Here is a 12428-nt window from a genome sequence, read left to right as displayed (position 1 = left end):
GGCGAATCAGCAGGATAGCGCGGACAGGTGGGTAGTGCGCGGGAAGACGCGAATGCGAACGCGCGCGATGCGCGTCCGCATGCTCCTCAATCAATGATGGTCGTGATCGTGATCGCGGTCGTCGTCGGCCCTGTAGAGCAGCGAGAGATCGACAGCATTGGCCATGGCCGCATAGCCCGCATCGTTGGGATGCAGATGATCGCCGCTGTCATACACTGCGCGAATGTCGATTGGATGCGCCGGATCGCGCAGCACCGCATCGAAATCCACGACTGCATCGAACGCGCGGCTCGTACGTATCCAGGCATTGACGGTCTGACGGATCGCTTCCTTTTGCTGCGTCCAGTAGCCTTGGTTCGGCGTGCCTTGCAGCGCGTTGTGGAACGGTGTCAGTGTGCCGCCCACGATCTTGATGCCGCGCAGATGAGTCCGCGCGATGATCTGCTTGTATCCGTCGATGATGTCCTGCGCCGGAACGAGTCCCGCCGTCGGGTCGAGCACGGTCTGAGGCCAGCCGATATCGTTGATGCCTTCGAGGAAGATCACCAGCTTGACGTTCGACTGGCTGAGGACATCGCGGTCATAGCGCGCGAGCGCACTGATGCCCGAGCCATCCTTGATCACGCGATTGCCGCTGATCCCCTGATTCAGCACGGCATAGCTGCGCCGCGCCGAGCCGCCATTCAGCCGTTGCGAGAGATCGTCGGGCCAGCGGCGGTTCGCATCGACGGTGGAGGCGTAGCCATCCGTGATCGAATCGCCGAAGGTCACGACGGCGGGCGTGTCGCGGTCGGTATCGATCAGCACGCCGGACAGGAAAAAGCGGTTCGTGTATTTTTGCGGAGAAGGTTGATCGGCCGTGGCGGTGTTGTCGCCACTCGATACATACGCGTTCTGCACGGCCAGTTGATGCACGGTTTGTGCTTGCGTGGCGTCAGGCAGGAAGAAGCTCACGGCAATGTCCGCGAACGGCGGCAGCTTGATATCTACCGGATCGCTGAGAATCGGCGCACCCGCATAAAGCGTCACCGTGGTCTTTCCGCCGAAGGTAAGCGTGCGATCGGAGTTTGGCGCGATCTTCGCGCCGCCGACGGATAACGCAATATGTACCGGTCCCACCGTTACTGGTGTCGTGCCGAACTCGTTGGTGAGACGCACGCGAACGCGGTCGCCGCCAACGCTCAAGTGCACGACCTGGCGAATCGTCGTCGACGCATTGAAGCTCTGCGGCGTGGTCAGGTTGTTATTGCGATCGGCACTTGCTGTCCATGTGGAGATCCATCCATCGTCGCGGCCGTCTCCTCGCGATGCCGAGACGTTCGGCGCGGCGAGAACGAAATACGCTGCGCATAGCAGCGCCATCGCGCGGCCAGCCGCGCGGAAGAACAGACGTTCGCTCATGGATGTCTCCGTTATTTATTTGACCATCCTGTAAGGATAGCCAAGTAAATATGGACGACGAATTGGACGATGTCACTATCGTATACCCCGCTGCTTGCGGGCGTGTCATGTGCTTTCGCGGTCGATGATCGTAAAGCCCGTGTCGATCTTCACGCGCGAGGAAACGGCGCCCGTGCGGCCCTGCAAAAAACGCGCGAGCAAGGTATCGGCCGCTTTCATGCCGATGGTCGCGCCATCCACACGCACTGTCGAGAGTGCAGGGTACACGTGCGCGGCGGTGCTCAAGTCGCCGAAGCCCATCACGGCGATATCGTCCGGTACGTTCAACTTGCGGCTGGCGGCTTCCGCGAGCACGCCCTGCGCGAGCGTGTCCGAACTGCATACGACGATGCGCGGCGGCCGTGCCTGCAACAGCTTTGCCGTGCCTTCTCGTCCTGCCTGCAACGTTGCCGGCGCGGGCATTATCTCGAACGCGGTGTTCCTGATTCCCTGTGCCGCGAGTTGCGCGATCAGACTCTTGCAGCGCCGCAAACCACGTGGATCATCCACGGACAACACGCCGAAGTCACGATAGCCCTTCGCGATGAGATGTTGCGCGACCTCTTTACCCACCTGTTCGTGCGAGAAACCGATGACCGTATCGATAGGTTTGCTCGTGAGATCCCATATCTCGACAACGGGTATGTTGGCCTTCACCAGCCGCGCGACGGTGGCCTTGCTGTGACTGGTGCCAGCGAGCACGATGCCATCCGGGCGGCGTCCGAGAATGGCTTCGACTAGCGCTTCCTCGCGCGAGGTTGAATAAGCGGTCACGCCCAGCAACGTTTGATATCCCGATGCCGTCAGACGGTCCACCAGCGCCTGCACGGTGTCGGCGAAGATGGAGTTGGCAATGGTCGGCAACAGAATGGCCACGAGACGGCTCTTGCTGCTCGCCAGTCCGCCAGCGAGCAGGTTGGGCACGTAACCCGTCGCGCGAACGGCGTCGAGCACCTTCTTCTGCGTGTCGCTGCGCACGAGTTCCGGCCGGTTCAGTGCGCGCGACACGGTCATCGGCGCGACGCCCGCCACGCGCGCGACATCGATAAGCGTCACGCTTTCCGCCGTCGCCTGAATACCTTCGTCTTTCTTCGCCATATTTCCCCGACTTCGTTTTCTTCAAAGCGCCACGCATCGGATTAGACCATGAAGGCCCACCGATCAAAGACGTTCGCACCCATGCATTAAGCGTAAACCATGATGATTGCGCAATCAATAAAGCTTGAATGATTGCGCAATCATTGTATGATCGACTCATCGCTAAAGGCTTCGAACTCGTCATTCAAGGAATCGGCACATGAACGCAACGTCTTCGCTTCTCGCAGGAACATCGAACGATTCAATAAGGTGGATTCGCGTCGCCTCCACGTTCTTGCCGCTCGCCAATCCCATCAGCGACGCCAAGGTGCTGACCGGCCGGCAGAAGCCGATGACCGAGATCGCCATTCTTTTCGTGGAGATCGAAACGGCCGATGGTCATCGCGGACTCGGCTTCAGCTATTCAAAACGCGCGGGCGGTCCGGGCCAGTTCGCGCATGCGAAGGAGATCGCGCCCGTGCTGATCGGCGAGGACCCGAGCGACATCGCGCGGCTGTGGGACAAGCTCGCGTGGGCGGGGGCGTCGGTGGGGCGCAGCGGCATGGCGGCGCAAGCCATCGGCGCGTTCGATGTCGCGCTGTGGGACCTGAAGGCAAAGCGCGCGAACCTTTCGCTTGCCAAGCTGCTGGGCGCGCAACGCGAGTCGGTGCGCTGCTACAACACGTCGGGCGGTTTCCTGCATACGCCGCTCGATCAGTTGATGACCAACACCGACATATCGCGCGAAAAAGGCATCGGTGGCATCAAGCTCAAAGTGGGCCAGCCGGACTCGGCGCTCGACATTCATCGCGTGCAAACCGTGCGCAAGCATCTGGGCGATGCCTTCCCGCTCATGGTCGACGCCAACCAGCAATGGGACCGTCCGACCGCACAACGCATGTGCCGAACGTTCGAACAGTTCAATCTCGTCTGGATCGAGGAGCCGCTCGATTGCTACGACGCCGAAGGCCATGCAGCGCTCGCCACGCAATTCGATACACCGATCGCCACAGGCGAGATGCTGACGAGCGTGTCGGAACACTGGGAGTTCATCCGGTTGCGCGGGGCGGATTATCTGATGCCGGATGCACCGCGCGTCGGCGGCATCACGCCGTTTCTTAAAGTCGCGACGCTCGCGGATCACGCGGGTCTCATGCTCGCGCCGCATTTCGCCATGGAACTGCATGTGCATCTCGCGGCAAGCTATGCACGCGAGCCGTGGGTCGAACATTTCGAATGGCTCGAACCGCTCTTCAACGAACGGCTCGAAACGCGCGATGGCCGCATGCTCGTGCCGACGCGTCCCGGTCTCGGTCTCACGCTCAGCGACCGCGTTGCGGGCTGGACCGCGCAGGAAGTGGAGATCGGCGCACGCGCCTGACGTTTCCATCGGCCAGAAAGAACGCTTTTCGACAGGAGTAGCGATGAAGGATTCCGCGGTTGCAAGCCCAGGCCTCGCGTCAGTGAGTGCGCCGGACGTCGACAGATCGAGAGTCGCGATCAAGCCGATCATTCAGGTCGTCGCCGGCAATGCGCTGGAAATCTACGACTTCATGATTTACGGCTATTACGCGAGATACATTGCGCAGACGTACTTTCCGAGCGACAACGAATACATCTCGCTGATGATGTCGCTCATGACCTTCGCGTTCGGCTTTCTCGCGCGGCCCGTGGGCGCTATCGTGCTCGGCGCTTATACGGACCGTCATGGGCGCCGCAAGGGTCTGATTCTCGCGTTGTCGTTGATGTCGCTCGGCATCATCTCCGTGGCATGCACGCCTTCCTACGCGAGTATCGGTATCGCGGCGCCGATCATCGTCTTGCTTGGACGGCTGATGCAAGGGTTCTCCGCAGGCGCCGAACTCGGCGGCGTAGTGGTCTATCTCGCGGAGATCGCGCCGGCCAGACGCCGCGCGTTTTATACGTGCTGGCAAGCCGGCAGCCAGCAAATCTCCGTGATGGTGGCGTCGCTCGTCGGACTCGTTCTGCTTTACTGGCTGACGCAAGACGAACTGCACGCATGGGGATGGCGCGTGCCGCTTCTGCTCGGCTGCATGGTCATTCCCGTCATGTTCTGGCTGCGCTCGAGTCTTCAGGAAACGTCGGTGTTCGCGGCCAGAAAGCGCGCGCCGAAGATGTCCGAGATCTGCACGAGCCTGGTCTCGGACTGGCGCACCATCGTGCTGTGCATGGGCATGGTGTCGATGGCGACTGTGACTTCGCAGACCATCACCACTTACGCGCCGACCTTCATCAAGAGCCTGAATCTGGGCGCATCCGCGGGCTTCATCATTCTCTTCTTCGGCGGTTTGTCGGTGCTCGTCTGGCTGCCGATCATGGCGCTCGTGGCCGATCGCTTCAACCGTCGCACGGTGCTGATCGTCGTCACGTTGCTGGCCGCCGTCACCGCGTATCCGCTGATGTCATGGCTCGCCACGCATGCAACCGTGCTGAGGTTCGCGGTGGTCGAACTGTGGTTCTCGTTCATCTATGCAGCCTACAGCGCCGTTCAGGTCGCGGCCATGGTCGAACTCGTGCCGCCCAATGCGCGCACATCCGGCTATGCGTTCGCGCAGGCTATCGCAGCGGCCGTGCTGGGCGGCTTCACGCCCGCCATCCTCACATGGCTCACGCACACGTTTCATAGCAGCGCGATGGTCGGCGTGTGGCTCGCGATCAACGCGGCGATCAGCCTCGCGGCGGCGCTTTGCCTGAATCACGAGAAGACGGGAGCGGGGCAAAAGGTCGAGTTACACTGAACCTCCGACCTTGCTGGAGTAGCGACCCGCCATGCACATCGAGCCATTCAAGATTGCCGTTCCCGACGCAGCGATCGACGACCTGCGCCGCCGGCTACGCGATACCCGCTGGCCACCCATGACGCCATCCGAGTCTTGGAGGCAAGGTATCGATATCGCGTGGCTGCGCGAACTCGTGCAGTACTGGACCGAAACGTTCGACTGGCGCGCCGCCGAACGCGAGCTCAACCGGCAACCGCAATTCATTGCGGATGTGAACGGCCAGCGCGTGCACTTCGTGCATCGGCGGGGCGTGGGTCCAAAGCCGTATCCGGTCATCATCACGCACGGCTGGCCGGGATCGTTCTTCGAGTTTCATGCGCTGACGGAGATGCTGTGCGATCCCGCATCGTTCGGAGCGGACCCGGCCGATTCCTTCGATGTCATCGTGCCGTCGCTGCCGGGCTTCGCGTTTTCCGCCGCGCCCGCGCAGCCCGGCACGTCCGCGTTTCAAGTCGCCGATATCTGGGCCGCGCTGATGCAAGGTCTAGGCTACGAGCGCTTCGGTGCGCAAGGCGGCGACCTGGGTTCGGCGGTGTCGGTTGCGCTGGCGTTACGGCATCGACGGCATGTCGATGGTATTCATCTAAACTTTCTGCCAGGCTCTTACGAACCATCGGTGGATCCGGCAAAGGCGCCGACGAATGCTGCCGAACAAGACTTCGTGCGCGCGCGAAGCGAGTGGGTCGCACTAGAAGGCGCCTACGCGCACATGCACAGCACGAAGCCGCAGACGCTTGCTGCATCGCTCAACGATTCCCCCGTGGGACTCGCCGCATGGATCTGCGAGAAATTCCGCGCATGGAGCGATTGCGACGGCGATGTGGAGCGCAGTTTCTCGAAGGACGAGTTGCTGACGAATCTCTCGCTCTACTGGCACACGCAGAGCATTGGCACGGCGGTGCAGATGTACTACGAAAACCGCCTGCAACCCATGCGTTTCGCTGCGGGTCAGCGCGTGTTGCCGCCAGTGGGTTACGCGCGCTTTCCCAAAGAATTGAGCCGGCCGCCGCGCGAATGGCTCGAACGTGTCTTCGATGTCGCGCAATGGACCGAGATGCCGCGCGGCGGCCACTTCGCCGCGATGGAAGAGCCCGAACTTCTTGCCGTCGAAATGCGCACGTTCTTCAGGCGCTTTCGTTAGTCATGCCGCGGCGGGCGCCGCTTCGCACAAGGTCAGCGTGAACGCCGCGATCTTGCAGACCGACGCGGTCAAGCCAAGATCGGTCACGACGCAACATTCAGCGTGATCGACCCGAGCGCGGCGCCGAGTGAGAAGCCGAGACACATGAACCATGCATTGAGCGATAACGCGACAGGCGCACCGCGCAACCCCGCAACATGCCGAGCGCGAGCCAGCAGAGTGGCGTCAGAGAGACACCGGCGGGGAAGTAGCGTTCATGGCGGCGTCCGGCTTACGCGGCCCGTGCTTCGGCGCGATGGAACGGATAGTCGGTATAGCCAGCTTCGGTTCCGCCAAAGAACGTGGGACGGTCATACGCATTGAGCGGCCACCGATTGCGAAGGCGTTCGGGCAAATCCGGATTGGCGATGAAGTCGCGTCCGAACGCCACTAGATCGGCATCGCCTGCTTGCAGGATGGCTTCGGCCGTCGGCCCCTTGAAGCCGCCCGCCGCGATGATGACACCGTCGTAATGCTTGCGGATCAGTTGCGCGGCCACGGGTGCGGGGTCTTTGCTGTCGTCATCGACATTGCCGAGCACGCGCGGTTCGATCAAGTGCAGATACGCCAGATCGAGCTTCGACAATTCACGCGCCACGTAGGAGAAGAGCGCTTCGGGATTGCTGTCCGACATATCGCCCCACGTGCCGCTCGGCCCGAGGCGCACCGCGACGCGCTGGCTGCCCCACACGGATATGACGGCGCGCGTGACCTCCAGCAGAAAGCGCGCGCGGTTTTCGAACGAGCCGCCGTAGATGTCGGTGCGCTTGTTGCTGCCGTCTTGAAGGAACTGATCGAAGAGATAGCCGTTCGCGGCGTGCAGTTCGACGCCATCGAAACCGGCTTTCTTGCCACGCTCCGCTGCCGTGCGGAAGCGCTCGACGAGTTGCGCGATTTCCGGAATGGTGAGCGCGCGGGCCGGGGTGTTGGGAATCCAGCCAGCTTCCGTATAAGCGACGCCGCCATGCAATACCGCCGACGGTGCCACCGGCGCGCCGCCATCCGGCTGCAACTGGCTATTGGACTGGCGGCCCGCGTGATAAAGCTGAAGGAAGATGCGGCCGCCTCTTTCATGCACGGCTTCCGTGACTTGCTTCCAGCCTTCGATCTGGCTGTCGTCGTAAAGGCCGGGCGCGCCGAGGTAGCCGTTGCCGTTCGGCGCGGCAATGGTCGCTTCGGTGATCAGGAAGCCGCCTTTCGACGTGCGTTGCGCATAGTACTCGGCCATCAACGGGCCGGGGATGGCGCCTTCCTCGGCACGCATGCGTGTGAGCGGCGCCAGCACGACGCGATGCGAAAACTCGTAGGGACCGACTCTAACGGCTGAATGAAGTTTGGACATGTTCTCTCTCCGGAATGCGGATGACCGTCGAATTCTTCGACGGCAGGTGTTAAGGCTTGAAGAGAGTGTATGAACCGGACGACAGAAGAAAAATGGGCTAAGGTTCCGAATATATCGGACAAGAACTTCCTTAATCGGCGGATCGCGTCGCGCGAGTCGGCCAGTTCTTCGGGATACTCATGGACAGCCTAGGCGGCATTTCGATGTTCGTGCAGGTCGCTGAAACGCGCAGCTTCACGGAGACCGGACGGCAATTGGGCGTGTCGTCGTCGGCGGTGGGCAAGGGCATTGCACGCATGGAAGAGCGTCTCGGCGTGCGGCTTTTTCATCGCAGCACGCGCAGCATTACGCTGACCGCCGAGGGCGCGCTCTTTCTCGAACGTTGCAGGCGCATCCTCGGCGAAGTCGAAGCCGCCGAAGCCGAACTGTCCAATGCAGCGGGCAGCCCGCGCGGGCGTTTGCGAATCAGCACGCCGCAATTGTCCGCGCTCATCATGCCCGCGCTGGACGGGTTCATGGCGAAGTATCCGGATATCGAAATCGATGTCGATTTGTCAGACCGTATGGTCGATATCATCGAGGAAGGTTTCGACACCGTGATCCGCACGGGCGCGCAGCACGATTCGCGGCTCGTTTCGCGGCGTCTTGGTTCATGCGGGCAAGTGGTCGTCGCGTCACCCGGATATCTGAAGCAGCATGGCGTGCCGCGTCATCCGGCGGAACTCGTGAATCACGCGTGCCTGCTGCATAAGTTTCCCGCCACCGGCAAGCTCGAACGCTGGCCGTTTCAGCTCGGCACGGCGGAAGCGGAGCCCGAGTTGCCGCAGACGTTCGTGAGCAACACTATCGAAGTGCTGGCGTTCCTGGCGCTGCAAGATAAAGGGCTTATCTTCGTGCCAACCTTTCTCGTGCGCGATGCGCTTGCGAGCGGCGCGCTGCAAATCGTGCTGGACGATTACATCGATCAGACGGTGACATTCTGGATTCTCTGGCCGGCGACGCGTTATGCATCGCCGAAGCTGCGCGTGTTCATCGACTACATCAGCGAGCATTTGCGGATTGCTTAGTCTCTATCGCGAATGACCTCCGCTTTCGAGCGTGTTCGAGATCCAGTAAGCGCCACGCGAATCATGCGGATCGTATACGCTAGCTGTCATCGAACGTCTACGTCGAGGATAAGCGCATGATCAACTGCATCAAGACCGACTTGCTTGATATCGCTTATGAAGAGTCCGGGCCGACAGACGGCTGGCCCGTTGTGTTGCTGCATGGCTTTCCCTACGACATTCATTCATTCGATGAAGTCGCGCCGCTCCTCGTGGCACAAGGCGCACGCGTCATCGTTCCTTATCTGCGTGGTTACGGTCCAACGCGCTTCCTTTCCGCCGATACCCCGCGTTCCGGTCAGCAAGCGGCGTTGGGCGCTGACCTGCTCGCATTGCTCGATGCGCTCGACATCGGGCGCGCAATGCTCGGCGGCTACGACTGGGGTGGACGCGCCGCGTGCATCGTCGCGGCGTTGCATCCCGAACGCGTCAGGGCGCTCGTCACGCTCAACGGCTACAACATTCAGGACATCGCGGCATCGGGCAAGCCGTCGTCGCCGGAAAACGAGCTTCGCTACTGGTATCAGTATTACTTTCATGGCGAGCGCGGCCGTGCCGGCCTGACCGCGAACCGCCGAGAACTCTGCCGCTTGCTGTGGACGTTATGGTCACCGAGCTGGCGCTTCGACGACGACACTTACGCCGCGACGGCCGCATCGTTCGACAACGAAGACTTCATCGATGTCGTGATCCATTCGTATCGGCATCGCTATGGGCTCGTGAATGGCGATCCGCGTTTCGACGCGCTCGAACAGCAACTCGCGAAGGCGCCGCCCATCTCCGTTCCCACGATCTCGTTCGACGCCGCGGACGACGGTGTCATGTCCACCGGCGGCACCGCGCATCACTCGGTGCATTTCAGCGGACCTTTTGAATATCGCGTCGTCGAAGGCGCGGGACACAACCTGCCGCAAGAAAAACCCAAGGCATTCGCCGATGCCTTACTAACGCTGCACGCGCAAATTTAAACCCTCGCCGTCGCCTCCGTTCAATCCGGCCCGCACTCAATACACGGGCCGCGCCTCCGCACGTCCGTTCCTTTTCATCTTTGAAATCGTTGCTAAGGGTAATCCCTCATTTGCCGATTATTTTTGAACCCGGCATCGTAAACGTATGTTGTCAACGATGTACATTTAAGTGCCCGGTGAAAGCGAAGCAACGCTTCGAACCGAGAACGCAGCGCTCAAAGGAGAAAAGCAGATGGCCAAGGAAATACTCGTAGCATTCGGCATCGACGTCGATGCGGTCGCCGGATGGCTCGGCTCATACGGCGGCGAAGACTCGCCCGACGACATCTCGCGCGGCCTCTTTGCGGGCGAAGTCGGCTCCATGCGCCTTCTCAAGCTCTTCGAGCGCGAGAAGATCAAGACCACATGGTTCATTCCCGGCCATTCGATCGAGACGTTTCCCACGCAGATGCAGGCGGTTGCGGACGCGGGCCACGAGATCGGCATCCACGGCTATAGCCACGAAAACCCCATCGCGATGACGCCGGAGCAGGAAGAAGCCGTGCTGGATCGCAGCATCGACCTGGTGACGAAACTCGCGGGCAAGCGGCCGACGGGCTACGTCGCGCCGTGGTGGGAGTTCAGTAACGTGACGAACGAGTTACTGGTGAAGAAGGGCATCAAGTACGACCACAGCCTGATGCACAACGACTACCACCCGTACTACGTGCGCGTCGGCGACAGCTGGACGAAGATCGACTACAGCAAGCATCCGGATACGTGGATGAAGCCGCTTTCGCGCGGACAGGAAACGGATCTCGTGGAGATTCCCGCGAACTGGTATCTCGACGATCTCCCGCCGATGATGTTCATCAAGAAGGCGCCCAACAGTCACGGCTTCGTCAATCCGCGCGATATCGAGGAAATGTGGCGCGATCAATTCGACTGGGTGTACCGCGAGCACGACTACGCGGTGTTTCCCATCACCATCCATCCCGATGTATCCGGCCGCGCGCAAGTATTGCTCATGCTCGAACGTCTGATCGCGCATTTCCGCAAGCACGAAGGCGTGCGCTTTTGCACCTGCGATGAAATCGCCGACGACTTCCTGCGCCGCCAGCCACGCAAGTCCTGACCCTACCGATACGAGCCCATCCCATGACTCCTTCCGAGCTCAGCAAGAGCGCGCCGGCGAAAGCGAACCCGCTGTCGGCATCAAGTTTCAAACTCGAACAGATAACGCCCGGCGACGTAAAACGCGCAACCGTGGTCGCTTTTTTCGCGTGGGTGTTTGCCGTGTACGACTTCATCCTGTTCGGCACGCTCTTGCCCGAGATCGGCAAGCACTACAACTGGGACGCCGCCTCGCAAGCCGAGATCGCCACGCTGGTGGCGATAGGCACGGCGGTGATCGCCTTCGCCATCGGGCCATTACTGGATCGTCTCGGCCGCAAGGCAGGGCTCTTGTGGACGGTGGCTGGCGCGGCGTTGTGCTCGGGACTGACGGTCGTGGGCGGCGCAATGGGTCAGTGGCCGCTCGTGTTCATCCGCGCACTCTCGGGTCTCGGTTATGCCGAGGAAACCGTCAACGCGACTTACCTCAACGAACTGTATTCGGCCGCCAACGATCCGAAGCTCAATCGCAACAAGGGCTTCATTTATAGCCTCGTGCAAGGCGGCTGGCCTATTGGCGCGCTGATCGCGTCTGGTCTCACGGCGCTCTTGTTGCCGCGAATCGGTTGGCAAGGCTGCTTCATCTTCGCGACGTTCCCGGCCATCGTCATCTTCTTCATGACGCGGCGTCTGAAGGAAAGCCCGCAATTCCTGCTGCACAAGCGCATCAAACAGTTGCGCGAAGCCGGTCACGACGGCGAAGCGCGCAGTCTCGCGGGCACGCATTCGGTGGACTACGAGGAGCACAGCCGCGCAGGTCTTTCCGAAGCGTTTCGCGGCAGCGCATTGCGTGCGACGCTCGTGCTCGGCGGCGGCATTTTGCTGAACTGGTCCGCGATTCAGGTGTTCAGCGTGCTCGGCACGACGGTGCTCACTCGCGTGCATAACGTGTCGTTCGAAAGCTCGCTGCTGATTCTCGTGTTGTCGAACGTGATCGGCTATTGCGGTTATCTGAGTCACGGATGGATCGGCGACAAGATCGGCCGGCGCAACACGCTCGCCATCGGCTGGATGCTCGGCGGTCTGTCGTTCGCGGGCATGCTTTATGGTCCGAGCAGCCAGGGCGTGGTCGTCGCGCTCTATAGCCTCGGTCTCTTCTTCCTGATCGGACCGTATTCGGCGGCGCTGTTCTTCATCGGCGAAAGTTATCCGACGGCCATTCGCGGCACGGGCAGCTCGATCGTCCATGCAATGGGTCCCATCGGCGCGATCCTCGCGGGCGTCGGCGTCACCTCGATGCTCAATCACGGTAGCGACTGGCTGCACGCGGCGCTCTGGTTCGGCGCATTGCCGTGTTTCCTTTCCGGCGTGCTGATTCTGTTCGCGCGTCATGTCGATCCCACCGAAATCAAGTAACTCCAC

The 12428-nt window shown here is 61.2% G+C and carries 10 protein-coding genes; 7 read left to right on the top strand and 3 right to left on the bottom strand.

The window, feature by feature from the left end:
- Nucleotides 1–90 precede the first annotated feature (90 nt).
- On the bottom strand, nucleotides 91–1401 hold the full coding sequence (locus LDZ28_RS27255) for an SGNH/GDSL hydrolase family protein (RefSeq protein WP_244831749.1): 1311 nt from the start codon (nucleotides 1399–1401) through the stop codon (nucleotides 91–93).
- A gap of 105 nt (nucleotides 1402–1506) precedes the next feature.
- Entirely contained in the window at nucleotides 1507–2538 is a 1032-nt protein-coding gene (locus tag LDZ28_RS27250) for a LacI family DNA-binding transcriptional regulator (protein WP_244831748.1), read from the bottom strand.
- Nucleotides 2539–2737: 199 nt separating this feature from the next.
- Between LDZ28_RS27250 and LDZ28_RS27245 the strand changes: the two genes are divergently transcribed.
- From LDZ28_RS27245 to LDZ28_RS27235, 3 genes are read left to right on the top strand one after another with little or no spacing between them, the layout of a single operon-like run.
- Nucleotides 2738–3898 carry a mandelate racemase/muconate lactonizing enzyme family protein gene (locus tag LDZ28_RS27245; protein ID WP_244831747.1) on the top strand — a complete coding sequence of 387 codons (1161 nt, stop codon included), beginning with the start codon at nucleotides 2738–2740 and terminating at the stop codon, nucleotides 3896–3898.
- Between the two features lie 43 nt (nucleotides 3899–3941).
- Nucleotides 3942–5276, top strand: coding sequence for a tricarballylate/proton symporter TcuC (tcuC, locus tag LDZ28_RS27240; RefSeq protein WP_244831746.1), 1335 nt, complete (start codon nucleotides 3942–3944; stop codon nucleotides 5274–5276).
- A 31-nt stretch (nucleotides 5277–5307) separates the two neighbouring features.
- Nucleotides 5308–6459: an epoxide hydrolase family protein gene (locus LDZ28_RS27235; protein ID WP_244831745.1), complete on the top strand. Its 1152-nt coding sequence runs from the start codon at nucleotides 5308–5310 to the stop codon at nucleotides 6457–6459.
- A gap of 271 nt (nucleotides 6460–6730) precedes the next feature.
- Here the strand turns inward: LDZ28_RS27235 and LDZ28_RS27230 are convergent, their stop codons facing one another.
- Nucleotides 6731–7840, bottom strand: a complete 1110-nt coding sequence (locus LDZ28_RS27230; RefSeq protein ID WP_244831744.1) for an alkene reductase — start codon at nucleotides 7838–7840, stop codon at nucleotides 6731–6733.
- A gap of 179 nt (nucleotides 7841–8019) precedes the next feature.
- On the opposite strand from LDZ28_RS27230, the gene LDZ28_RS27225 reads away from it, so the two are divergent.
- From LDZ28_RS27225 to LDZ28_RS27210, 4 genes are all read left to right on the top strand, one after another.
- A complete protein-coding gene (locus LDZ28_RS27225; protein WP_244831743.1) occupies nucleotides 8020–8907 on the top strand; it encodes a LysR substrate-binding domain-containing protein in 888 nt (295 codons plus the stop codon).
- Between the two features lie 116 nt (nucleotides 8908–9023).
- Complete coding sequence (locus tag LDZ28_RS27220) at nucleotides 9024–9914, top strand: alpha/beta fold hydrolase (protein ID WP_244831742.1); 891 nt, start codon at nucleotides 9024–9026, stop codon at nucleotides 9912–9914.
- 232 nt (nucleotides 9915–10146) lie between these two features.
- Nucleotides 10147–11028 (top strand): polysaccharide deacetylase, encoded by an 882-nt coding sequence (locus LDZ28_RS27215; RefSeq protein WP_244831741.1) that lies wholly within the window; start codon nucleotides 10147–10149, stop codon nucleotides 11026–11028.
- Between the two features lie 23 nt (nucleotides 11029–11051).
- Nucleotides 11052–12422, top strand: a complete 1371-nt coding sequence (locus tag LDZ28_RS27210) for an MFS transporter (protein WP_244831740.1) — start codon at nucleotides 11052–11054, stop codon at nucleotides 12420–12422.
- Nucleotides 12423–12428 lie beyond the last annotated feature (6 nt).

Source organism: Caballeronia sp. TF1N1 (genome assembly GCF_022878925.1).
Classification (GTDB): Bacteria; Pseudomonadota; Gammaproteobacteria; order Burkholderiales; family Burkholderiaceae; genus Caballeronia.
This window is presented reverse-complemented; position numbering and strand designations above follow the sequence as displayed.